The sequence below is a fragment of the Streptomyces sp. NBC_01445 genome, from assembly GCF_035918235.1.
Lineage (GTDB): Bacteria > Actinomycetota > Actinomycetes > Streptomycetales > Streptomycetaceae > Streptomyces.
Genome location: NZ_CP109485.1, coordinates 9,936,330 through 9,957,963, shown reverse-complemented (window position 1 = coordinate 9,957,963; position 21,634 = coordinate 9,936,330). Strand labels below are relative to the sequence as shown.

At 67.2% G+C, this 21,634-nt stretch carries 23 protein-coding genes, 1 tRNA gene and 3 pseudogenes; 14 read left to right on the top strand and 13 right to left on the bottom strand.

The genetic code is table 11. The features are described 5' to 3' along the window. The first annotated feature begins 119 nt into the window (after positions 1–119). Together OG574_RS45585 and OG574_RS45580 are read left to right on the top strand one after the other, a co-directional pair. Entirely contained in the window at positions 120–716 is a 597-nt protein-coding gene (locus OG574_RS45585; RefSeq protein ID WP_326778072.1) for a TetR/AcrR family transcriptional regulator, read from the top strand. Positions 717–798: 82 nt separating this feature from the next. Continuing rightward, a pseudogene (locus OG574_RS45580) lies at positions 799–1,921 on the top strand (IS630 family transposase). A 19-nt stretch (positions 1,922–1,940) separates the two neighbouring features. Here the strand turns inward: OG574_RS45580 and OG574_RS45575 are convergent. Continuing rightward, positions 1,941–2,588, bottom strand: coding sequence for a dihydrofolate reductase family protein (locus OG574_RS45575; protein ID WP_326778071.1), 648 nt, complete (start codon positions 2,586–2,588; stop codon positions 1,941–1,943). A 348-nt stretch (positions 2,589–2,936) separates the two neighbouring features. On the opposite strand from OG574_RS45575, the gene OG574_RS45570 reads away from it, so the two are divergent. From OG574_RS45570 to OG574_RS45555, 4 genes are all read left to right on the top strand, one after another. Further along, a tRNA-OTHER gene (locus OG574_RS45570) sits at positions 2,937–3,014 on the top strand. Positions 3,015–3,990: 976 nt separating this feature from the next. Beyond that, the gene (locus OG574_RS45565; protein WP_326778070.1) at positions 3,991–4,545 is read left to right on the top strand and encodes a PPOX class F420-dependent oxidoreductase; all 555 of its coding nucleotides are present in this window, start codon (positions 3,991–3,993) and stop codon (positions 4,543–4,545) included. 116 nt (positions 4,546–4,661) lie between these two features. Next, positions 4,662–4,964 (top strand): hypothetical protein, encoded by a 303-nt coding sequence (locus OG574_RS45560; protein ID WP_326778069.1) that lies wholly within the window; start codon positions 4,662–4,664, stop codon positions 4,962–4,964. Between the two features lie 222 nt (positions 4,965–5,186). Then, entirely contained in the window at positions 5,187–5,573 is a 387-nt protein-coding gene (locus OG574_RS45555; RefSeq protein WP_326778068.1) for a DUF4267 domain-containing protein, read from the top strand. Positions 5,574–5,804: 231 nt separating this feature from the next. On the opposite strand, the gene OG574_RS45550 is transcribed toward OG574_RS45555, so the two are convergent. Both OG574_RS45550 and OG574_RS45545 read right to left on the bottom strand, forming a co-directional pair. Beyond that, positions 5,805–7,337: a hypothetical protein gene (locus OG574_RS45550; RefSeq protein WP_326778067.1), complete on the bottom strand. Its 1,533-nt coding sequence runs from the start codon at positions 7,335–7,337 to the stop codon at positions 5,805–5,807. A gap of 57 nt (positions 7,338–7,394) precedes the next feature. Next, a complete protein-coding gene (locus tag OG574_RS45545) occupies positions 7,395–7,796 on the bottom strand; it encodes a VOC family protein (RefSeq protein WP_326778066.1) in 402 nt (133 codons plus the stop codon). A gap of 391 nt (positions 7,797–8,187) precedes the next feature. Between OG574_RS45545 and OG574_RS45540 the strand changes: the two are divergent. Both OG574_RS45540 and OG574_RS45535 read left to right on the top strand, forming a co-directional pair. Then, positions 8,188–8,584, top strand: a pseudogene (locus tag OG574_RS45540) (hypothetical protein); the annotation flags it as partial. Between the two features lies 1 nt (position 8,585). Then, positions 8,586–8,828: an ATP-binding cassette domain-containing protein gene (locus OG574_RS45535; RefSeq protein ID WP_398379173.1), complete on the top strand. Its 243-nt coding sequence runs from the start codon at positions 8,586–8,588 to the stop codon at positions 8,826–8,828. A 21-nt stretch (positions 8,829–8,849) separates the two neighbouring features. Here the strand turns inward: OG574_RS45535 and OG574_RS45530 are convergent, their stop codons facing one another. Next, positions 8,850–8,978 (bottom strand): LPFR motif small protein, encoded by a 129-nt coding sequence (locus tag OG574_RS45530; protein ID WP_326778065.1) that lies wholly within the window; start codon positions 8,976–8,978, stop codon positions 8,850–8,852. Positions 8,979–9,559: 581 nt separating this feature from the next. Next, complete coding sequence (locus tag OG574_RS45525; RefSeq protein ID WP_227299785.1) at positions 9,560–9,715, bottom strand: DUF6131 family protein; 156 nt, start codon at positions 9,713–9,715, stop codon at positions 9,560–9,562. A 486-nt stretch (positions 9,716–10,201) separates the two neighbouring features. Here OG574_RS45525 and OG574_RS45520 point away from each other — a divergent pair, with 486 nt between their 5' ends. Further along, positions 10,202–10,675, top strand: a complete 474-nt coding sequence (locus OG574_RS45520; protein WP_326778064.1) for a hypothetical protein — start codon at positions 10,202–10,204, stop codon at positions 10,673–10,675. An 81-nt stretch (positions 10,676–10,756) separates the two neighbouring features. Further along, positions 10,757–11,599 carry a DUF1206 domain-containing protein gene (locus OG574_RS45515; protein WP_326778063.1) on the top strand — a complete coding sequence of 281 codons (843 nt, stop codon included), beginning with the start codon at positions 10,757–10,759 and terminating at the stop codon, positions 11,597–11,599. A gap of 76 nt (positions 11,600–11,675) precedes the next feature. Here OG574_RS45515 and OG574_RS45510 read toward each other — a convergent pair whose 3' ends face one another. Then, positions 11,676–13,196 carry a catalase gene (locus tag OG574_RS45510; protein ID WP_326778062.1) on the bottom strand — a complete coding sequence of 507 codons (1,521 nt, stop codon included), beginning with the start codon at positions 13,194–13,196 and terminating at the stop codon, positions 11,676–11,678. 924 nt (positions 13,197–14,120) lie between these two features. On the opposite strand from OG574_RS45510, the gene OG574_RS45505 reads away from it, so the two are divergent. Further along, complete coding sequence (locus tag OG574_RS45505; RefSeq protein ID WP_326778061.1) at positions 14,121–14,414, top strand: DUF2188 domain-containing protein; 294 nt, start codon at positions 14,121–14,123, stop codon at positions 14,412–14,414. A gap of 385 nt (positions 14,415–14,799) precedes the next feature. On the opposite strand, the gene OG574_RS45500 is transcribed toward OG574_RS45505, so the two are convergent. Next, positions 14,800–15,360 carry a HAMP domain-containing sensor histidine kinase gene (locus OG574_RS45500; protein WP_326778060.1) on the bottom strand — a complete coding sequence of 187 codons (561 nt, stop codon included), beginning with the start codon at positions 15,358–15,360 and terminating at the stop codon, positions 14,800–14,802. Positions 15,361–15,812: 452 nt separating this feature from the next. Further along, positions 15,813–16,730 carry an NADP-dependent oxidoreductase gene (locus OG574_RS45495; protein ID WP_326778059.1) on the bottom strand — a complete coding sequence of 306 codons (918 nt, stop codon included), beginning with the start codon at positions 16,728–16,730 and terminating at the stop codon, positions 15,813–15,815. Between the two features lie 210 nt (positions 16,731–16,940). On the opposite strand from OG574_RS45495, the gene OG574_RS45490 reads away from it, so the two are divergent. Continuing rightward, complete coding sequence (locus OG574_RS45490) at positions 16,941–17,444, top strand: GNAT family N-acetyltransferase (protein ID WP_326778058.1); 504 nt, start codon at positions 16,941–16,943, stop codon at positions 17,442–17,444. A 47-nt stretch (positions 17,445–17,491) separates the two neighbouring features. Here OG574_RS45490 and OG574_RS45485 read toward each other — a convergent pair whose 3' ends face one another. Beyond that, on the bottom strand, positions 17,492–17,779 hold the full coding sequence (locus tag OG574_RS45485; protein ID WP_326778057.1) for an Lsr2 family DNA-binding protein: 288 nt from the start codon (positions 17,777–17,779) through the stop codon (positions 17,492–17,494). 577 nt (positions 17,780–18,356) lie between these two features. Beyond that, positions 18,357–19,199 (bottom strand): hypothetical protein, encoded by an 843-nt coding sequence (locus OG574_RS45480; protein ID WP_326778056.1) that lies wholly within the window; start codon positions 19,197–19,199, stop codon positions 18,357–18,359. A gap of 314 nt (positions 19,200–19,513) precedes the next feature. Here OG574_RS45480 and OG574_RS45475 point away from each other — a divergent pair, with 314 nt between their 5' ends. Beyond that, positions 19,514–19,753, top strand: a complete 240-nt coding sequence (locus OG574_RS45475; RefSeq protein ID WP_326778055.1) for a hypothetical protein — start codon at positions 19,514–19,516, stop codon at positions 19,751–19,753. Between the two features lie 306 nt (positions 19,754–20,059). Here the strand turns inward: OG574_RS45475 and OG574_RS45470 are convergent, their stop codons facing one another. Beyond that, complete coding sequence (locus OG574_RS45470) at positions 20,060–20,443, bottom strand: hypothetical protein (RefSeq protein ID WP_326778054.1); 384 nt, start codon at positions 20,441–20,443, stop codon at positions 20,060–20,062. A 239-nt stretch (positions 20,444–20,682) separates the two neighbouring features. On the opposite strand from OG574_RS45470, the gene OG574_RS45465 reads away from it, so the two are divergent. After that, a complete protein-coding gene (locus OG574_RS45465; protein ID WP_326778053.1) occupies positions 20,683–21,051 on the top strand; it encodes a VOC family protein in 369 nt (122 codons plus the stop codon). Positions 21,052–21,195: 144 nt separating this feature from the next. Here the strand turns inward: OG574_RS45465 and OG574_RS45460 are convergent, their stop codons facing one another. Next, positions 21,196–21,336 carry a hypothetical protein gene (locus tag OG574_RS45460; protein ID WP_326778859.1) on the bottom strand — a complete coding sequence of 47 codons (141 nt, stop codon included), beginning with the start codon at positions 21,334–21,336 and terminating at the stop codon, positions 21,196–21,198. 28 nt (positions 21,337–21,364) lie between these two features. Beyond that, positions 21,365–21,466: pseudogene (locus OG574_RS45455) on the bottom strand (cysteine synthase family protein); the annotation flags it as partial. Between the last annotated feature and the right edge of the window lie 168 nt (positions 21,467–21,634).

Sequence of the window (21,634 nt, the reverse complement as noted above, 5' to 3'; positions counted from 1 at the left end):
GTAGCACTCGCTACGCTTAAAAATATACACGTAGCGGGTGCTACAGTAAATACCTGACCAAATAGTAATGAATGGGACATGTGGATTTCCGTCTCGCGCAGCTGCAGCTGGGAGCCTTTATGCCTCGCCCGCCCGACCCGGCCAAACGACGCGACCTGCTGAAGCGGGTCCGTGAGTACGTGATCCGCAACGGCCTGGCCGACCTTTCCCTTCGCCCGCTGGCCCGGGCCCTGGGCACCAGCGACCGCATGCTCTTGTATTACTTCGGAACCAAGGAACGCATGGTCGCCGAGGCACTCGCCCTCGACGAGAGGCGACCGCTCCTGCGCGCCCGCAATCTGCTCGACCCCACCGCCTCCCCCAAAAACCCTGCGTGGCTCCGCCGCTTCGCGGAGCAAACCTGGCAGCAACTCAGCACCCCGAACTTGCGCGCCTGGCTCCCCCTCTACCTCGAGATCATGACCGCCAGCGTGCTCCATCCCGACCGGTACGGGCCCGTCATGCGCGACGTGATCACTGAGTGGACGGGCCTATTCGTCTCCGTCTTCCGCGGTCTAGGCATGACCGAGCCCCGAGCCCGAACGGAGGCCGCCCTCCTGGTCGACGCGGTCTTCGGCCTGCTCATGGCACCCCTCGCCGACGGCGACTGGGACCGAGCCGACGCGGCCTTCCACACCCTTCTCGACCGCCTCGAACCCGGCTGGCACAACACCTAGTGCTGTGACCGCGTAGGTGCGCCGGGTTGATGGTCGTGGCGGTTGGATCTGCGGTGACGTCTATTCGATCGGTGGAGGCGCGGTGGCTGAGCCTGTCCGTGTGCGCAGACTGACCGACCTGGAGGGGCAGAAGCTGCAGCAGATCGTGCGCCGTGGCAGCACGATCTTCGGTGCGCTACCGGCGCGCGATAATGCTGCCGGCCTCGGCGGGCGGGAAACCGGGTTCCGGTGATCGCCCAGCTGGTGCAGGCGGACGAGGACACCGTGCGTGATGTGATCCACCGGTTCAACAAGATCGGCCTGGCCTGTCTGGACCCTCAGTGGGCGGGAGGCCGTCCCCGCCTGCTCAGCCCTGACAGCGAGGACTTTGTCATTCAGACGGCCACCACCCGCCCAACCGGACTCGGCCAGCCCTTCACTCGCTGGTCGATCCGCAAACTCGCCGCCTACCTGCGGAAAGTGCACGGGCGCCTCATCCGCATCGGCCGGGAGACCGTACGCTGCCTGCTGTTGCGTCGCGGCATCACCTTCCAGCGCACCAAGACCTGGAAGGAGTCGCCCGACCCTGATCGCGACGCGAAGCTCGACCGCATCGCGCAGGTGCTGGACTGCTTCCCCGACCGGGTCTTCGCCTTCGACGAGTTCGGGCCGTTGGGGATCCGGCCCACCGCGGGCTCCTGCTGGGCGAAGCAGGGCAAGCCCGACCGCCTGCCGGCGACCTACCGCCGCACCCACGGCGTCACTTACTTCCACGGCTGCTACTCCGCCGGCGACGACCGGCTGTGGGGCGTCAACCACCGCCGCAAGGGCACCGCCAACACCCTGGCCGCGCTGAAGTCGACCGCGCCGCCCGACCCGACGGAGCCCCGATCTACATCATCCTGGACAACCTCTCCGCCCACACCGGCGCCGACATCCGCCGCTGGGTGAAGAAGAACAAGGTCGAACTCTGCTTCACCCCGACCTGCGCCTCCTGGGCCAACCCGATCGAGGCCCACTTCGGCCCGCTGCGCCAGTTCACCCTGGCCAACTCCAACCACCGCAGCCACCCCGCGCAGACCCAGGCCCTGCACCGCTACCTGCGCTGGCGCAACGCCAACGCCCGCCACCCCGACATCCTCGCCGCCCAACGCAAAAAACGCGCCCGCATCCGCAGCGAGAGGGGCATCCGCTGGGGCGGACGCCCCCTCGCATTCGCAGCCTGAACTCGAGTGGGCCCTCGCGTCACCTTCGCCAGAACAGGTGGTGCTTCACGCCGCTCGGGCTGGGCACGATCTCCAGGTGGAACCGGTCGAGCAGCTCATCGGTGGATTCCCAGAGTCGTAGTCCGGACCCGAGCTTTACCGGCGAGACCGCCACATGCATGGTGTCGACGAGGTCGGCATCAAGGAACTGCCGGATGGTGGTGACCCCGCCGCCGAGTCGGACGTCCTTGCCCTGCGCCGCTTCCCGCGCCTGTTCGAGGACCGTGGCCGGGTCGCTGTCGACGAAGTGGAACGTGGTGTCGGAGAGCGTGAACGACGGACGCGTGTGGTGGGTCAGGACGAACACCGGTGTGTGGAACGGGGGCTCCTCCCCCCACCAGCCGCGCCACTCATGGTCCTGCCAGGGCCCGCGCTGGGGCCCGAACTTGTTGCGGCCCATGATCTCGGCACCGATGTTGCGTGCGAAGTCTCTCGTGAAGTAGTCGTCGAGGCCCCGGCTCCCTCCGGGATCCGTGCGCATAGGCCAGCTCGCCGTGGCACCGGCCCAGGCGAAAAGTCTCGCCGGGTCGACGGCGTGGCCGAACGGACTCTCAAGGCTCTGGTCCTCACCGGCACCGATTCCGTCACTCGAGACGGTGAAGTTCATGACTCTCAGCAGTTGATCCACGTGTTTCCTCGTCAGGTCCTGTCGCGTCATCGTGTGGCGAGGCGCCGCACATCATGACGTCGAACGGGGCGTGGCCGGATCGACAGCAGCCCGCAACTTTTTTCCCAAGGCGCGTCAGGAAGCGCCCACGTTGGCGGTGTGGCCGTCGTGGACGCGGAGGGCATCAAGGTGGCCTGGGTGGCCGCCACCACTCACACGCGCCGCAACGGACATCACCGCCCAACCAACCGTTCCAACCGCCAACCCGGCGAACCTCCCCGGTCAGAGCACTAGAACGGCCCAGATTGAGGAGCTGGAAGTGTTGACGCGTGCCTTATCGGCTCGGGGCACCTGTCGGTATGGTCAGCGGGTGGTTTGTCGGCGACTGAGCGATCTTGAAAACCGTCGTGGCGCGAGTCACCGTGGGTTCAAATCCCACACCCACCGCGCAGGTTGACGCGGCCCCGGCCCCTGACCAGGTAAGTCGGCCAGGGGCCGTTGTACTGTGTCCTGCCCGCGGGTTCCCGCTGCTCCGGCCGTTACGCAGGTTCGCCTTCAAGGTGGTGCAGGCGTCGCAGGTGTCTTCTTGATCGCGTGCTGGGCGGCCTGCGCGCCCAGTCCCCACCAGACCCGGATCTCGGCATAGGTGTGCTTGCAGAGCTCAAGCGGACGTCGCGCCTCTTTCTCGAATGCAACGGACGCGGCCTACGTGGCGGCCTCGTTGCAAGCAAGCAGGGTCGCCTCAAGTGCCGCCGCCTGTACGGGCGTCGGCAGCAGCTTCACCCGCACCACCAGCTTCACGAGCAGCGAACGTATACACCCGGACGAAGACCCACCACACGTTCGCCCCCGCCCCACCCGAACGAGCGAAACCCACCCCGGCCCTCCCGGCGCACACCGCCGTAGCCAGGTCCGCCGGAACGCCCCCCCCCGGCCGCTCCGCCGCCGTCATGGCCTGCGGCACATCACGGCGACGCTCCGCGTCTCACCCCGTGGATGCGATTCCTCCCGGGCGTGAACGCCCGGGGGTTCCTCGCAAGAATCCACTGCACTCGTACAGCAAGAGCCCTTCGACGAGGAACCGCAGAACGCGGTGGCGCGGAAGTGCGAACTCCTCGATGAAGTGGGAGTGTTCGCCGATCGCGACCGCCTCAGCGAAGGCTTCCCTCTGGACGCCTGGGCCCAGGGAGAGGGAACGGACGAGGACCTGGCGGTCCACCTCGCCACGGCGATCGACGCCCAGCCTGCCCGCCATGCAGCCAACGCCAAAATGCGGCGGAGTGGAGCGCGACGGCGAGGACGTTGGCCCGGGGGACGAGCAAGCCAACCACCGCGACATCCGCTGGGGTTGGTCGCCCGACGGCCTCCACTGGACGTGCGGCCAGACCCCGCTCGTGCGGCACTCGGACATGGTGCCCACTCCATGGCGTACGAGGCGGGCGCAGTCCTCGCCGATGCCATCGCGCTCGCACAAGAGTGGGGCACGCTCGACGCCCAGGGAGAGACTAGAACCGTGGTGGCAGAGGGGCGGGAGGTTCTGATTGGGTGGGTGCTCCGGCGCCACACGAGAAAGTTGCCCGACATGACATTGCCTAGTGAGCTGACCGAGGCCATGGGCGGCCCGGCCATCTGTTTCCTGACGACGCTCATGCCGGACGGTTCGCCGCAGATCACCCAGACCTGGGTCGACACCGACGGGGAGCATGTAGTCATCAACACGGTGACCACCCATCAGAAGATGAAGAACATCCACCGTGATCCGCGCGTCGCCGTCGCCATCGCGGATCCGGCGGAGCCCTCCCGCTACTGGGCAATCCGGGGCCGCGTCATTTCGTCCACGACCGAGGGCGCCGAGACGCACATCGACAAAGTGGCGCACAAGTACCTAGGCGGGCCCTATCCCTGGTTCGGCGGGCGCGACCAGGAGCGCGTCATCCTGACCATCGCCGCCGACAAGGTGCACTCGCCACGCGGTTGAGCGACTCACGGACCGCATCCGTACTCGCAGACGCGCCCGACCCGCCCGAGTCGCTCCGGTCTTTCCCGCCCCCGACTGGTCGAGGGCCGGGAAACCCGGGCGGACGGTGCAGCCAGTTGCCCGCCTCGCCGTTGCACCCGGCGCAGCCGCAACGTCGCAACGCCCTACGGGCGGTGCGCGACGGTGGCCGTTTCGTCGGCGTGAAGCCGGCCTCGCGGCCTCCCCAGGAGCGCGGCATCGCCGTCGAGGTCGGGTTCGCCCATCCCGACGGTGCGCTTCTCTCCCGATTGCTCGCACGGGTGACGACAGGGGAACGGCCGGCTCGCGTCCACACCGTCGCGCAGTTCGACGAAGCAGCCGGTGCCTGCCAGGCGATGGACAAGCGCGGCGACCACGGCCGGATCGTTCTCGTCCCATGACAGCGCGGCGTCGTCTCGCGACTCGGGCCGTGACCGCAAGGGCCCCCGGAACCCGATCGATGTCCTTTGGGTCCGGCGGATCGACGATCGATGTGCTCGCCGGCGCTCGAGAGGAGTCCTTCACCCGGATCGCCGACGCGGACGAGCGGGACGCCGAGCACCTGCACGAGATCCACGACAACCACTTGTCAAAGAAGACCCCCTCAACGGACAGGACAGCTGATGCTTACCACCAGTGCCACTGTTCTCTCCGACCTGCTCGGCGCGGCCCTCATCTTCATGGGCGGACGCGCCTTCACGACGCCGCAGGCCACCGTCAGTTTCTGCATTCCCGATACACCGGCCGACGACCCCGCCTTCCGGCCCTGGCTACGCGTGAAGGGTTTGCGCGAGATCGCGTGCAGGGTCTTCGTCTTCGTCCTTGTCTTCGTTCTGATGCTCGTTGCGACGACGATGCTGCTGGGTTGGTACGTGATAGCGCTCGCTGCGATACCCGCCGGAGATGCTGTGGTTGTGCTGCGCAGCGGTGGGCCGAAGGCCGCCGCCTACGGCATTCACGGCGCATCGGCGGTGGTGATGCTGGTGACCAGCATCGGCCTCCTGGTCTGACCTGGTCTGACTCGCCGTCGAGATCCGTTCCTGACTACGAGGCTCTGTAGGGCGTGTTCCGCCGATTTTTCCGCGGCAGGCTCGCCCATATTCTCTCCACCTTGACAACGACCCCGGTTGCGAACGCAAGCGTGGTCGTTCAGTGTTTCCGATCTACGCTCCGGCGAGAGAAGATCTCTTCTGGTGGATGGCGATCAAGGCCAGGACAGCAAGGACGACTCCGAGGAAGCTCTACCCCGCCCCGGGCGCACCCTTGCCGGGCTCGCCCTCTTCAGCCGGGTCCGCCAATGACTCCCTGCGCATCCGCCGCACCACCAGCGCACCACCCGCCCCCACCACAGCCGCCGCTCCAGCCGTAAGCGTCCATACCTCCAGACCGCCGGCGTCCGTGTCGGTGTCCGCCGCCGGGGCGGGGCCGGACGCCGTCAGCCGGACCTCAACCTTGTCGTTGGCCGGCCGTTGATCCGGCAGCCGCGTGCGGGCATTGTCATGGATGACTTCCGCCGACACGGCCACGGACCCCGGCCGGCTGTCCTTCCTGACGATCCGCAGCGTGAACTCGAAGAGGTTTTCGCGGCCGACCTTCGTGTTCCCGTCACAGGTATACGTACGCCCGCCATCGTGGGTCAGACAGTGCTGTTCCCATTCCTCCTCCTCGAGCTCAGGGTCGTAAGGCGCCTGCACCACCTTCGCCCCGGGCGGCACGGTGAACACCGCCCGTACCTTGGCCACATTCGGATCGGCGGGGCCATGGTTGACGTAGCCGATGCTGACCTTGTGCTCCGTGCCGACCGCCCCGCTCAGCGAATCGCCGCGCGCTTCGAAGTCCGCGTCGTTGGTCACCGGGACATCGATGGTGGCCGGGCTGCCCGCATCGGTGGTGAAGAGCCAGTCGCCGCCCTCGCCGGGATCCCGTTCCAGGCGCAGCGCCGGACCCTTGCCGCGCCGCGGATCACGTCCCAGGTCGCCCGGTTTCAGGTCGGCGTTGTACGCAGAGGCCGCATAGCTCAGCCGCGCGTCCACGGCATCCTCGCTCGTCCTGACCCGTGGAAGGGGAGCCACGCGCCACGTCTCGCCCGGCGCAATGACGGCGTCGGGGAACAGACACCTGGTCTCGCCGTTGTCGGACAGCCGTGCACAGTTGCGGTGGCCCGCCGCGGGGTGCACGTCCCCGGCCCCATCGAAGCCCAACGCCACACCGCGCGCGGGCACATCACCGGTGTTGCGGATGAGAACCGGTACGTCGAACGCGTCCCCGGGGCCGTGCCCCCGCACGTCCTCCCCCTCGTTGACGTGGAGCTCCGGCCGTCCGGCGATCACGGTGATGCTGCCTCGGACAGGGGACACACCCGCGGCGGTCACCGTGTACCGCAGCACTCCGGAATCACCGGCCTTGGCTCCCGTCGCCGGACGCATGACCAGTTCCTTGTGCGACCAGCCCTGCGACTTGGGGTTCAGGTTCATGTCGCAGCGGAAGATGCCCTCCCGCGGGGAGCAGCCGTCGCCCGCCTCGCTGATCTGCGCCACGCCCTTGATACCGCCGGCGTCGACGGTGATCCGGCCGGTGCGCAGGGGCCCGTCGTAATCGACCTCGACGGCCAGCACATTGCTGCTGGGCGGGGCTGTCTCAGGGTGCAGGCTCAGATAGAAGACCGGTCTGCTGATGTCGTGCGGCCCCGTGCCGGCCGTGGCCCGCCACGCTCCGGTCAACGCCATGATTATGGCCAGGACCGCGGCCAACGCGTAGCTCCGCCAGGAAAACATGCCCGCAGTCTGCACGACATGCCCATGCCCAGGACACCTCGGGGTCCGGCGCCGCAGTCACTTGGCGATTTCCCAGATGTGGCCGCCGGGATCGCGGAAGCTGGCGGTCCGTATTCCCCAGGGCCGGTCCATGGGGCCATTGAGCAGTGTCACGCCGCGCGCGGCCAGTTCCTTACACATCGCGTCCACATCGTCCACGGGCAAGGTGAGTTGGAGGCGGGAGCCGGCATCGGCCTGAGCAACTCGAGCGGGTTCGATGAGCTCAGGCGCTGCCGTGGTCTTCAGCAGGTTGATGATGGTGTTGCCGAATTCGAAGACAGCCGAGTTGTCATTCTCGAAGGCCACCGGCAGTCCGAAGACCTCCCGGTAGAACCGTTTTGTGGCGTCCAAGTCCTCGACGAACAAGGTGATCGCGCTGATGCCCGTGGGCCATGAGGGGGTGCTCGTCTGGTCTGTCACAGCTACAGAGGATCTACGAGCGGGAGAGCCACGTATAGAGGTCGGATCGAGCGATCTCTATACGACGGGAATGGGGCTGATGCACGATCGGGTGACATCTGAACTGGCCTGCTCTGTGGCGCGGGTGCGTGGGGCCCATCTACCGGAGTCCTGCCACGGCGCATTTGCAGGAGATGGCGCGAAGCGTCCGGAACTTGCGCTTCGTATCGAGGACTTGGCGTCGATGGTGACCACGTCTGTCCCGCGGGCCGCAAGGAGGCCTGGGAAGTAGCGCAGCGGGGAGGTGCTCCGGCTCAGGGCCTGCTGTGCAGTCGTCGCGTCCGGGCAGAGGTCGGCTCGCGCTGGTCCCTCGCTGCGCGCAGCCGTGCGCGTAGCGGTGCCGTTCAGGCTGCCCGCCGACGCCTCCAAGAACCGCGATGTGAAGACCGCCGCGCAGTACGCCGTCGCCTACGCCGGCGGCGGTACTGCGCATCGAGGCTGCAGCACCCAAGAACCGGATCCTCGGCAACACCGGATCCGTCGAGGTCACCATCCAGCTCCCCGCCGGCTCCCGCGTCGAGGCCAAGGCCGCCTCCGTCGAACTCCGGGGCGTCGGACGGCTCGGCGATGACACCTTCGACAGCGCACAGGGCACCGTCAAGATCGACGAAGGCGCAAGTGCCCGCCTCACCCTCCTCGACGGTGACATCTTCATCGGCCGCCTGAACGGCCCCGCACAGATCAGCACGCAAAGGGGCGACCTCGACTTCGCCGAGGCCACCAGCGGCACCGTCGTACTGCGCACCGAGTTTGTCCTCAACGGCACCAGCCTGCGCATGCCCGACCCGCACCGTCTTCGCCCTCCTCGGCCCCAACAGCGCCGGCAAAACCACCACCGTACAAATCCTCTCCACCCTCATCACACCCGACAGCGGCCGAGCGCAGATCGCGGGCCACGACCTCACCACTGCGCCCGGCGGCGTACGCGCCACCATCGGCGTCACCGGACAATGCTCCGCCGACCGCGGCCAAGCCCCGGGCGCTGCCGCATAGCCACACGCGCCGTCGGAGCCTTCAGTGCCGGCCGTGTGCGCTGTCGGAGGCTCCGCCGAAGAGGCGCGCCACGGCTCGGAAGGGCAGGGTGACGACGGTGGCGATCGCGCCGCCGAGGGCGCGCAGAACGTCGGCGATGGCCGTGAGCATGATGAAACCTCTCTTCGGGAACGCTCGGCTCCGTTCCAGGACCTGCTGCACGGGCTGGAGCGAACACAGAACGGGTGTCCTGACGATGGCCCCTCAAACTCCGCAGGCGGACCCCGTGGAGAGGCGCCGGGTAGCTCAGCCACCAGCGGGACAGGATGTGTGGTTCACGCCTGGTGGGCACGCAGACGGGCGCTGCCCCCTGCGGCCAGAAAGACCGCAACGGTTCGATCAGTGTCAACAACTCGTCGTCCACGATTCCGGCCGAGTCTCGCATCCGCTCGAACGGCCAAGTCGTCACAACAGTCACGCCGTACCAGAACGTCCCACACATGTCCTGTGACCGGCTCTACGGGTAAATAGCCGAGCCTCTTCGGTTCATCGGCGTCCGCGATGGCCCGTGCAGGAGCACGACACCCTGGCGTAGAGCCCTGATGCACGCCGAATCGCCGGCGAGAGTGAGCAGGCGAGGACGCGCGGGAAACGCAGGCCGGGACCCTGCGGAACGCGAACGTCCGCAGGGTCCCGGCCTGCCCTGAGGGTGCGTGGTGTCGCGGTCCGTGTGGACACCGATCGACGCTTCCCTAGAAGTAGTGCCTACGTCCCCCCACTGCGCGTCCGCTGGCGCCGAGGATCCACAGGACTGCACCGACCACGACGAGGACGCCGCCGACCGTCGTCAGCAACGAGATACCGACCAACAGGCCTATTACGAGCAGAATGGCTCCGAGCACAATCATGGGTGTTCCTCTCATCAAGTCTCGTCGGTATGCGTCGGCCTTCTGTCCGCCCGACGGCATCCGCTTCCCGCCGTCTGCATAGCCGGGAACGGGTCAAAAACCCCGCCACCAGCGAATCTTGCGGGCGCTTGGTCTCTGCCGTGCTTTGTCCGTGTGCCCGTCTCTCTGCGGCCCATGCACCGACAATCCACACCCTTGCCTTCACCGAGGTTGCTCCGCCTACATGACAGGCGGAAAAGACTGGTGGAGAACATCTCGACTCCGACGCCCAGCAGCGTCACCACGTTGCTCTTCCTGCCGTCTCTCGGATCGGAGCCTTACCGCCCGCAAGCCCACGCCTCAGGGACGACGCCGACCTCCTCCTCTGCGCGACCCAGTACCGCTGATCAGACGGACACTCCCTCCAACTCATCTTCCGAGGGGAGGGCCCTGCGTAAGCAGGGATCGCAGCATGAGCAGCCTCCGTCGGAAACTAGACTCGTCGTCGTGAACGATGTCGCAGTGCGTCTTGAGCGCACCACTGATCGAGACATCCACGACGACCTCGTGCTGAGTCTCGGCACATGGCAGCACGTGTCCGACTCGTTCTACTTCGCCAACGATCCCACCACGACGGCCACCAAGAACGTGCCGCAGCAGCTCGCCGGTCTCCTGGAACAATGGGTTGAGCTGGTCCGCGAGCTGACGCCGACGGGCGGCACCGTGTTTCTGCCCTTCGACTTCTCCGACGAATGCACCGGCTGGCTGCGGGTGACATCCCAGGACGGCAGAATTGCCCGGGTGGAAGCTGGATGGAGTCTCATCCAGGGCTGGAGCTTCAACCCCTCGGACATCACCGACATGGCCCACCGCGTCAGCGACTTCGCACCAGAGGCCGGCGCAACAGTGAACTGCCTCATCGACGATCTACTCGCCACGATCACCATCAATCGAAGCGCGTTCATCGAGAGCAGCAATTGATCCACCGATCTTGACAACTACTCAGACACGACTCGGGAATGTGCCAGGGGTCGACTCCTCCATTGGGGGCAGACGGTGGGTATGACTCCTGGATCGGCAGCGGCACGCGGACGCGGTCAGGCGCGACGCGCCGCGAACAGCACGGCAGTTGCGGCGGGAGCCCGTGCAGGGTTCGTCGCTCGCGGGATCATCTACGTCCTGATCGGCGTTCTCTCGCTGCGGATCGCCTTCTCCGGCGGCGATGGCAAGCAGGCGGACCGGGGCGGTGCCATCGCGGAGATCGCGGGCAAGCCCTTCGGTGCCGCTCTGCTCTGGCTGCTCGGCACAGCCCTGGCGGGTATGGCCCTGTGGAGGCTGTCCGGGGCTGCGTTCGGCCAGGCAGGGCCCGATGGCAGGAGGGCGAACAAGCGGGCCATGGCCGCAGGCCGTGCTGTCTTCTACGGATTCGTCTCGTACTCCGTGCTGTCCTACGCGGCTGGCGACAAGAGCAGCGGAAGCGGATCCACGGACGAGAACTCCCGCGACATGACGGCGAAGGTCCTGGATTGGCCGGCAGGCCAGTGGATCGTCGCCATCGCCGGCGCCGCGGTGGCCGCGGCCGGTGTATGGATCGCAGTGAGGGCCATCCGTCGCAAGTTCCAAGAGCACCTGAAGATGTCCGGGGCGTCACCGAAGACCCGTCAGATGGTCACTGTGCTTGGGGTGTTCGGCGGCACGGCTCGGGGCGTCGTCTTCGCTGTCGCGGGCGGCTTCGCCCTCACGGCGGCCGTCCAGCACAAGCCCGGCAAGGCCAAGGGTATGGACGACACTCTGCGTTCCTTCGCCGATACACCTGTCGGTCCCTGGCTTCTGATGCTCATCGCGGTCGGCCTCATGGCTTACGGGATGTTCTCCTGGGCCAGCGCCCGCTGGCGAAAGCTCTGATGCGTAGCGCTGGCTACGTGCGGTCCATGGAGCGAGACCGAGAATTGGTCTCAGAGCGGGCCACGAGTTCGAGAGCTCAGGCCTTCCTCTGCATGCCGCTCCGGGCAGGGTTTGCCTGCTCCGCCGCCTTGGGGTCCTTCTCGTCCGCCTTGGCCCGCACGCCCTGTTGGATGCGCTCACCGAGGGACTTGTCGATGTTGGACCAGTACTCGAAGGCCCTGGCGAGGACGGGTTCACTCACCCCGTTGAGCAGGTGCCCGACGACGTTGTCCACGAGACGGTCGCGCGCGGCGTCGTCGAGGACCTCGCGCACCAACGTGCCCGGCTGACCCCAGTCGTCGTCATCGGCATGGTCGACGTACGCAGCGCGCGTGATGTCGCCGTCCGCGTGCCAGCTCGGCGGCGCGTAGCGGCCCGTGTCGGCTGCCGGGCCGCCCTTGGAGTTGGGGGCGTAGACCGGGTCCTCGGTCTTGCGGTACGCCATGGCTCCGTCTTTGGAGTATGTGTTCAGCGGCGCAATGGGAGCGTTGACCGGAAGCTGCTGGTAGTTGCCGCCAATGCGGTGACGGTGCGCGTCGGCGTAGGAGAAGAGTCGCGCCAGCAGCATGCGGTCGGGGCTTGGGCCGATGCCGGGGACGAGGTTGTTGGGCTGGAACGCGGCCTGTTCGATCTCGGCGTGATTGTCCGTGGGGTTGCGGTCGAGGGTCATCCTGCCGACCTCGATCAGCGGGTAGTCGCTGTGCGGCCACACCTTGGTCAGGTCGAACGGGTTGAAGCGGTAGGTAGCCGCCTCGTCGTACGGCATGACCTGCACGTGCAACGTCCAGCTCGGGTATTCGCCGTCCCGGATGTGCTCGAAAAGGTCCCGGGTGTGGTAGTCGGTGTCGACCGCGCACATCTGGTCACCCTCGTCCTGGGTGAAGAACTCGATGCCCTGGTCGGTCTTGAAGTGGTACTTCACCCAGAACCGCTCGCCCTGCGCGTTGATCCACATGTACGTGTGCGAGGTGTAGCCGTTCATGTGGCGCCAGCTCCGCGGGATGCCCCGGTCGCCCATGAGCCACGTGACCTGGTGCGCGGACTCGGGTGAGAGGGTCCAGAAGTCCCACTGCATGTCGTGGTCGCGGAGGTTGTTGTCCGCACGACGTTTCTGGGAGCGGATGAAGTGCTGGAACTTCATCGGGTCCTTCACGAAGAAGACCGGGGTGTTGTTCCCCACCATGTCGTAGTTGCCATCGGTGGTGTAGAACTTCACCGCGAATCCGCGCGGGTCACGCCAGGTGTCCGGGCTCCCGCGCTCGCCGGCGACGGTCGAGAACCGGGTCACCAGATCGGTGCGCGTGCCGGGCTGGAAGACCGCGGCCTTCGTGTAGGCGCTGACGTCTGCGGTGACTTCGAAGTGGCCGAAGGCGCCGCTGCCCTTGGCGTGCGGCTGCCGCTCAGGAATGCGCTCCCGGTTGAACTGCGCCATCTGCTCGATCAGATAGGAGTCCTGCAGGAGGACCGGGCCACCGGCGCCGACGGTGAGCGAGTGCTCGTCGCTCTCGACCGGAATCCCGGCATCCGAGGTGGTCGCCTTACCTGTGACGTCGTTCATGAGCTGCGTGCGCCTTTCGATCGGTGTGTTCGTCGCGCCGCAAGGTCGGGCCCGCCGCTACGGAGGCTGGCGGCGGGGCAGCTTCGCGGCTGATCGGCAGATACGTGGGCGTGCTGAGTCACATCCAGCCTGCGGCCTTTCCGCTCAATCGGCGCTTTTTCCTGATCGGCCCTCCACCTGCTGGGTGATCTCTCGGCGGTCGGGGTCCGGGCGCCTCATACGCGACCGTGACCTGCTCCGCCGCCTTCACGTCCCGCCCTTCCAGACATCCGCATGCAGGGCCTCGAACGTGGTGTCGGCCCGGTCGGCAGCGATAAACTGGATGAGTCCGGAGAGGATGTCGAGGACTGCGGCAATCGGGTCAGGGTGTCGAACTTCTGCGTCTGGTGCTCCGCCCGCGGGTGGTGTGCGATCACACCTGAGGCCAGACCTCAGGGGGCACCTGGAGGTACTGATGCCCGGTCGTACGATCCGGAGCGGAGCGATCACTTTTGGCCTGGTCACGGTGCCCTGCAAGCTCGAGGCAGCCACCGAAAGCCGCAGCGTCAGCTTCCGCCGGACCCACCTCGGGGATGGCGGCCGGATCCGCTACCGCAAAGTCTGCGCCAGCAGCTGACCGAGGCTGAGATCGGCAAGGGCTATGAGGTCTCCAAGGACGAGATCATCCCGATCACCGACCAGGACTTGGCCGAGATGCCGCTACCGACAGTGAAGCCAACGGGACAGCGGCGTTCGTGCCCTGGGACGGCATCGACCTGCGCCACATCGGCGAGTCCGCCTGCCCCATATCCGCCGATGGCCCAGCAGAAAAACCGCGGCCAAGAAGAGCGCACCTGCGAGGAAGGCAGCATCGCCCAAGAAGACGGCTCCGAAGAAGGAGACCTTCGGCGCCGGAAGTCCGCCTGAACGGCGAGGAGAAGCACCATGGCAGCGAAGCAGACCGTCTACCACGTCACACCGTCCGGCGAACGGGCTGCGGACGCGGGGGTGAAGTGGCAGGTCGAGGGCAGGGAGGGCCGCCGGCTGCTGCACGAGCCGCACCGCACGCAGAAGGACGCGATCGACTCCGCACGTGACCGGGCCAAGGAGCACACCCCCGCGCAGGTCGTCGTCCACGCCCGCGACGGGCACATCCGCACCGCGTACGCCTACGGCGACACTCCCGCGGCATCCCCCGACAATCGTGGCCGCAAGGCAGGGGGCGGGGGCCTCTTCTAGGACCTCCTATGAGCGTGCGGTCCTGGAACACACCGCGATGGCCGAGCCGCTGCGCCGCGCGGTCCACCAGCGCGTGGAGCAGCCGCCGGTACGCGGAACGCCAGGACCGCATCCACATCCTGTGACGGACGGGCCGCAGCCGTGCCCGCGCCCCTCGCCACCGACGAGCAGCTGGCTACCGTGCCACTTGCCATCGCTATGTCTTCGAAGGACGTACTTAACAACGACCCGGGTCAGGTCATGTCCGTGGGCAGTAAGCCGATGAAGGCCAAGGCTGATCGTCGTGGTCGTCGCGCACACACGCCTTCCCGGGCTACGACCGATCACCAGCTGGCAGCTCGTAGCAAAGCGATCGCCTGGGTGCGGACCCACTTGTTGGCCCGGGTCATCGCCCTGGGAGTGAGGGCGCTGGAAGTTCGATACGTACCGTGAGGCCGCCCTCGGGGTTCGCGCTCGCGGTGGCCGTGCCGTGGTGGGCCGAAGCGATCGAGCGGACGATGGCCAGGCCGAGGCCATGCCCCGAACGGTCGCTGCTGACTCGGGACCGGGCCCGGTAGAAGGGTTCGTCCACAACGGCTTTGTCCACGTGCGGGCCGGTGTTCTCGACCTCCATGACCACCCCTGCGTCCCGGTCCCGGAAGACGGAAAGGCGGACGTCGCCGGTCCAGGAATCGTTGTGGACGAGGGCGTTGTCGAGGAGGTTGAGGACCAACTGCCGTAGCAGGGTGGCGTTTCCGGCCACCTCGCAGGTCTCGCAGCCAGATTCTGTGTCCACGTCGAGACGGATGCCGCGTGCCGACGCCTGCGCGGAGCGTTCGGCGGCGGCCCGTTCCGCGAGTTCGGCGAGGTCTACCGGATCCGGGTCGAAGGGGGCGTGGTCAGCGCTTGCCAGATCGAGCAGCGCGCGTACGACACTGATGTTGCGTTCGTTGGTCTCCCGCAGCATCGGGGCGAGCTCGGCGAACGCCTCGCCGGTGGTGTCGTCGCCGGCGACCTGGGAACCTGCGGGTCAGAGCAGTCCAGAGAAGCGCTTCCTCCCGAGGTGAACGCCCGGGGTTCCGCGCTAGATCCTGCTGAACGGCGCACGCGGCATGTGGGAGGGCTCGGGCTCCCTGACCACCAGGGGGCTTGAGCCCTCCCATGCCGTATCGGCAACAGCAGTCCGGCGTGAACTCCGGCCGCCAGAAGAACGTTCTATCCGGGTTGGGTTGTTGGGTTCGTGGTTCAAGTGTTGTGCCAGTCACGCCAGTTCGGGGTGGCGTTGCGGGTGGGTCTGCGGCCTTTGGCAGTCGTGATTGCCCGCAGGCGGCCACTTGACGGGAGTCGTCCGGCCGCCAGCGGGCGCACTGCGTTGATGGTGCGGGGCGCCTGCCCGACGGCTGCCTCGGGCAGCCGAGGCTACGGCCGGAGAACGATCTTGCCGTGGGTGTGCTGCCGTTCCAGCTCGCGGAACGCGTCTCGCACCCGCTCGAGCGGGTAGGCGTGGGCGATCGGAACTTGCAGCTTCCCCCGCGCAGCAAGCCGGGCCAGTTCACCGAGCACGACCGCGCACGCCGCCGCACCTTCTCCGTAGGTCCCTGCTCCGACCTTGGCCGCGGCCTGCCAATTGCTGATCGTGTTGATCCGTTCGGGCCGCACGCCCAACTCCACTGCCAGTTCCACGTAGCCGTCGCCGAACGTGTCGATGAACGCGTCGACGTTCCCGCCGGAAGCCTGCCGGATCCGGTCCGCCACGCCCTCCCCGTACGCGACCGGGACAACTCCACGATCCCTCAGCCAGGCGTGGTTCCGCTCGCTCGCCAGGCCGATCACCGTGGCGCCACTCCGCCACGCGAGTTGCACGGCAAGAGACCCGACGCCGCCCGCCGCACCGGACACGACGACCGTGTCGGCAGGTTCGGGGTCCACCGCAAACACCGTGGCGTATGCAGTCGTGCCGGCCACGTACAACGACCCTGCCACGTCCCAGGACAGCCCATTGGGACGGGAGACCACATTCACGTCGTCGACCACGACGAACTCCGCATGGCTCGCCCTGCGATGGGTGAAGCCCAACACCTCATCGCCCACGGCGAAGCCGCGCACGTGCGGACCGACTTCCACCACGACGCCGGCCAGATCGCTGCCCTGCCCAGAGGGGAACGTCGCCGGCCAGCGTTCGTGCAGCGCGCCCGTGCGGATATGCGCCTCGCCCGGCTGGATCCCGGCCGCGCGGACCTCGACCAGCACCTGCCCGGGCCCGGGTACCGGCCGTTCCACCTCCTCCACCCGCAGCACATCGACCCCGCCGTACTCGTGGAACCGCACCGCCTTCATCGCGTGATCACCGCTCCCCTCGTTCGTACAAGACTTGGACGGCCACGCGCCGGATGGCTACACATCGACCGTGCCATCGCACCCAACGGCTGAGCGACAGAGCGGTATTCCCCCCGGGCGCCGCCGACAGGGACAACATTCGCGCCGCCGTCGACCTCAGCGACATGCTCCAGCCGTAGTTCATGGTGACCCGTGGGGCAGAGTAAGGGCATGTCTACGTACGAGACGATGTCGTTCCACCTTGAGACCGAGCGGCTGATACTGCGGCCGTGGGCCGAGTCGGACGCCGCTGAGCTCTGCGCCCTCATCTCCGAACGCGGCAAGGGGGCGCCCACGGTTGAGCACACCCGGACGTCCATCGCGGAGCTGCTCACCGCGACGGCGACAACGGGGATCGCCCTGCTGCCCATCCAGCGCCGGGCCGAAGGCGACTTCATCGGCTATTGCGGATTGATCACCGGCCGCTCCACCCTGGAAGAGCCTGAAATCGCGTATGAGTTGTTCCAGCGCGCACATGGGCGTGGCTACGCCACCGAGGCGGCCGGCGCGGTGCTCGATGCCGCTGTTGCGACCGGGCGGAAACGGCTCTGGGCGACCGTCGGCGCGTGGAACGCACCGTCGTTCCGCGTCCTTGAGAAACTCGGGTTCGAGCGGGATCACGTTTCCACGGACGACAGCGGTGAAGTTGTATGGCTCACACGCACGCTGCCGTGACGGTTCAGCCGGGCCGGGAATGAACGGTACCCCGGCCGGTAGGTCGGTCAGGTGCTGTCGGCTTCCCGCCATGCTGTGATGATCGCGGCTGGAATGCGCCCGCGTACGGGTACGTCGTAACCGTGGTCACGAGCCCAGGCACGGATGGTGTTGGAGTCCATCGCCCTGCTGGCGCGTGTGGTGATGCGGGTGGGACTCTGGCCCGGTCCAACTGGCGGTGAGGGGGTGAACGTAGCGCCTTCCAAGAGCACGCTGTCCGGAAAGAGCGGGACGTGCAGCCGGCCGCTGAGCACGGCGACGAGGAAGACCGTGAGCGAGCCGTCGAAGGGAACCACTGCGGTCCGCGGGCTTCCTTGATGGTCAGGGTCCACGCGTCGGGCGTGTTCGCAGGGTCTGTGTGCCAAAAGGCGTACTCGCCGTTGTCGCTCACCGCGATGGGGAACAGGTCCCGGGCCGGATAGGGGACGATGCGCTTCCGCTGCCGGTCGCGTTTGAGTTGTTGTCGGACGACGGCGGTCATCGGGCCGGTGAGATCGATGCAGTCGGTGGCGCCGCGCGGGTGGCGCAGGCTGAGGAAGTCACAGAAGGAGCCGGGCCCATAGGCAGTGGCGACCTGCTTGTAGTCGTCGGGCAGCGCGAACCCGAGCGTGTCTTGGACCACGCGCCAGTCAACGGCAGGCGGATTCGCCGGGGGCGGGCAGAGTTGCCTGAGCTGATCAAGAGGCGTCGTCACGGGAGGAGTCCTTGGCGGTGACACTGCTGTCGGTCACGGGCGGGGTTCGTCATGGGGATGTCCAGGGAGATGCCTCGGTTTCCGTGGGTGCGCTCGAACAGCGGGCTGCTGACCGACTTCGCGAAGCACCCTGCGCCGGCGACGGTGAGGCAGAGCTCGGCGTCACGTCGGCCACGAGCTCATGGGTGTTCGCCGAGTTGGAGGAGGCCGGCGAGGGAGAAGCACAGGGCGCCGGTAAGGGTGCCCCAGTTGGCGATGTCGGCGTTGACGAGGCTTTCGGTGGCGGGGCGAGTGTAGGCAGCGAGCGCGGAGACCATGAAGAGGGCGGAGCCGAGCTGGTTCACGGCGACGATCCACCAGCCGAGGCTGTCCGGACGGACGCGGGGCCGGCCATGGCAGACCTCGACCAATCCCAGGTGGCCGGAGACCAGGAAGAGGGAGCAGCCGATCACGTCGGGCGCCCAGATCAGCCGGTTGACCTGCTGGACGTTCAGGCCCTGCAGGAAGGAGTCCAGCAGGTCGACGGCGAAGACAAGGGTGCCCGCGAACAGGACGAAGGTGCTCAGCCAGTCCACCCGCATCGGTTCGTAACTCCACCAACGCCAGTGGGGGGTGACCAGTCGGCCTTCGCCGCCGTCTACGTGGCGGGGCGCGTTGCTCACCTGGAGCAGTGAGACGTACCCGCCCGTGTTGAAGAACAGGCCGCCCACGAAGTAGATCGAGGCGGACTCGGTGGCGTCTCCGGAGCCGAACTGGGCGACGGTCGCGCCAGCGGCGAAGAATGCCCCGCCGATGACGAAGGCGGTCGCTGCGATGGCGTTGAGTATGCGGAGCCGGGCGATGGCGACGGCGTCCGCACGGTTGTGCCGAGTGGTCCCCGTGCCCGGGGGACGGACGGCGAGTACTCCGCGCCGGCGCGCGAGCCGGGACTCCCACACAGCGGTGCCGCCGCCGGGAGGGTGCCAGGTGAGCCGGGTGATGAACGGTCCCGCGCCATCGGCGCGCTGCACAGGTTGTCCCACAGGCCGAGCTTAGAGATTCAGGAAGGGCCGGGAAGCGGGCGAAACGCCGCCCTGCCGAGCCGCCGCTGCCGCCTGCGGGGGTGAAGGATGCTTCCTGGCCGGCCCGGCCTCGGCAGCGGGATGCGGGGCGCGGCCGGTTCATGCGGGTGGGACGGCGGCGATACCCTCCTCTTCCTCCGGGCTGATGCACGATCGGGTGACATCTGAACTGGCCGGCCCTGTGGGGCGGGTGGGAAGGGTGTCGCTGTGCCCAAGCCCTATCGCGAAAAGTTCCGCGACGATGTTCTGCGGGTCGCGCGGACTGCGGACCGGGCGTGACGCTGGAGCAGGTGGCCGCAGACTTCGGTGTCCATGTGATGACACTGTCGAAGTGGATGCGGCGTGCGGACATCGACGACGGGGTGAAATCCGGAACGACCAGCCAGGAGAGCGCGAACCTGCGGGAGGCGCTTCGGCGGATCAAACTGCTGGAGCAGGAGAACGAGGTTCTGCGCCGGGCTGCGGCCTACCTGTCGCAGGCGAATGTGCCGGGAAAAGGATCTACCCGCTCGTGAAAGTGCTCGCCGGGGACGGTATTCCCGTCACGGTCACGTGCCGGGTCCTCCAGCTCCCCCGGCAGCCCTACTACCGCTGGCTCGAACGGCCGGTGTCCGATGCCGAGTTCGAGGAGGCCGAGCGCGCAAACGCGTTGTATGACGCCCACCCCTGGAAGAGCCACCACCAAAGCCGTCGGGCACGGAGGCCAACTACGCGGTCACTTATCTGCGGAAATCCTTCCTGGGGAAGTACGAAGTACTGGACTACTCCCCTGCGACACCGCCCACGACTGGGGCGTTCCTCGGAAAAACCGTGCCCGTGAGTCACGCGGCCATGCAGTCGAGCGCGTAGACCGTTCCAAGGTCACTCATCTGACGCACAGGGACGTCATCCAGGGGCCGCACTGTGTAGGAGGTCGCGGACATGAATCGCGGGTCTATATGCAGTGCGGCCCACGCCTTGGTCGTGTCTGGAAGCTTGAGAGTCCACGCGATGCGAAAGCAGCCCTCAAGAAACACGAGATAGCAAGGGGCGGGCTCGGAGCGCACGCCGGGGCGAAGGAGTTCCGCCGCATCATCTCGATTCGTGGAAACGACGCGGATATTCGACGGAGATACCTCTCCCCACGTGCGACTCCACTCGACCACCACACCACGGATCTGTTCCAGCGTGGCTGGAGATATGTAGCTGTCACTGATATCGCTCATTCCGCTCATTGTTCCCCCGAGTGCTCATCGCGTGGGTTCAGAACGCGCTCATGCATCAATGAAGCTCCGCCATCTGGAAGTGGCTGGTCAGCGGGGTGGCGTGACCGCGTGTCGGGGTGCTCGTGCTGTTCGTGGGCGGCAGTCTGTGCTGTAGATCGTCCGGCGGGGTGGTTTTGCCGATGAGTTCACCGTCCTCGATCGGTCTACCCAGCGACACGACCGTTCTCGACAGGAGTGCCATGTCCACCATCCAGCCAGTGATCGTGACTGCCGACCAGGACGTTCTGCTCGGCTTCTATACGAAATTGTTCGGCGCTGAGGAGACCTTCCGGGTACCGGCGGAAGGCCCGGCCTTCTACCTCGGCTTGCGCATCGGCGACAGCGACCTCGGGCTGGTGGCCAAGGCGGACCCGGGGGCCGGGGCGGCGTCGCGGATCCTGCTCAGCATCGGTGTCGACGACGTCGACGAGACGCTCGGTCGAGTGGAGGCGTTGGGCGGCTCGGTCCGCAGCGGCCCCAACGACATGCCGTGGGGACAGCGCGTCGCCCACATCCAGGACCCCGACGGCAACCCGGTGAACCTCACTCAGCCGATCCCGGCCCGGTGACGCTGTTCCAAAGCGTGTGCTGATCGTGGGCTACCTGCGGTAGAGATCAATTGTCGGCAGTGGCCTCGATGTTCGTCAGGACGAGCAGCGCGCGAAACAGGTGGGGGCGCGGGCGGGATCAATACGGAACTTGGTGAGGGCCCGTCAGCTCTTCAGGTGGGCAAAGCCGCGTTCGACGAGGACGCGTCCGGCGGCCAGGACCCGGTTGGCCTCCTTCTCGGCGGACGCGAGGCCCGGGAGCAGTGCCGTCGACACGGCGGCGTTGCTGCACTCGGGCAGTTTCACGATCGGGTCCCAGGCACCGGCGTGCAGGCCCGGTCCGGGCAACGGCCCGGCAGGTCGCGAACGCCTCGACGTCGCCGACCTTCACGCCCTCGTCGATCAGGTCGAAGTCGACCAAAGCGCCGATCTCGGCTGTCACTGCTTCCGCCACGAGCCGGCCAAGCTCGGCAGCACCCAGCTCGATCACGGTGTGGGCGCCGCCCCCTGCGCAGATCACAAGTCTGGCGTCCCCGTCGCACAGCACCCTGGCCGCTCCTCGCTCGGAGCACTCCGTGACCGAGTACCTCGAGAAGGTCGACGA

What these genes read in the sequence shown, in the direction of transcription:
- OG574_RS45515 (WP_326778063.1), top strand. Translation starts at nt 10,757, where the DNA reads ATGACTCCTGGATCGGCAGCGGCACGCGGACGCGGTCAGGCGCGACGC.
- OG574_RS45470 (WP_326778054.1), bottom strand. Translation starts at nt 20,443, where the DNA reads ATGAGCGATATCAGTGACAGCTACATATCTCCAGCCACGCTGGAACAG.
- OG574_RS45530 (WP_326778065.1), bottom strand. Translation starts at nt 8,978, where the DNA reads ATGCTCACGGCCATCGCCGACGTTCTGCGCGCCCTCGGCGGCGCGATC.
- OG574_RS45550 (WP_326778067.1), bottom strand. Translation starts at nt 7,337, where the DNA reads ATGTTTTCCTGGCGGAGCTACGCGTTGGCCGCGGTCCTGGCCATAATC.
- OG574_RS45495 (WP_326778059.1), bottom strand. Translation starts at nt 16,730, where the DNA reads ATGAAGGCGGTGCGGTTCCACGAGTACGGCGGGGTCGATGTGCTGCGG.
- OG574_RS45555 (WP_326778068.1), top strand. Translation starts at nt 5,187, where the DNA reads ATGCTTACCACCAGTGCCACTGTTCTCTCCGACCTGCTCGGCGCGGCC.
- OG574_RS45585 (WP_326778072.1), top strand. Translation starts at nt 120, where the DNA reads ATGCCTCGCCCGCCCGACCCGGCCAAACGACGCGACCTGCTGAAGCGG.
- OG574_RS45500 (WP_326778060.1), bottom strand. Translation starts at nt 15,360, where the DNA reads ATGCTGCGGGAGACCAACGAACGCAACATCAGTGTCGTACGCGCGCTG.
- OG574_RS45525 (WP_227299785.1), bottom strand. Translation starts at nt 9,715, where the DNA reads ATGATTGTGCTCGGAGCCATTCTGCTCGTAATAGGCCTGTTGGTCGGT.
- OG574_RS45490 (WP_326778058.1), top strand. Translation starts at nt 16,941, where the DNA reads ATGTCTACGTACGAGACGATGTCGTTCCACCTTGAGACCGAGCGGCTG.
- OG574_RS45565 (WP_326778070.1), top strand. Translation starts at nt 3,991, where the DNA reads ATGGCGTACGAGGCGGGCGCAGTCCTCGCCGATGCCATCGCGCTCGCA.
- OG574_RS45505 (WP_326778061.1), top strand. Translation starts at nt 14,121, where the DNA reads ATGGCAGCGAAGCAGACCGTCTACCACGTCACACCGTCCGGCGAACGG.
- OG574_RS45510 (WP_326778062.1), bottom strand. Translation starts at nt 13,196, where the DNA reads ATGAACGACGTCACAGGTAAGGCGACCACCTCGGATGCCGGGATTCCG.
- OG574_RS45465 (WP_326778053.1), top strand. Translation starts at nt 20,683, where the DNA reads ATGTCCACCATCCAGCCAGTGATCGTGACTGCCGACCAGGACGTTCTG.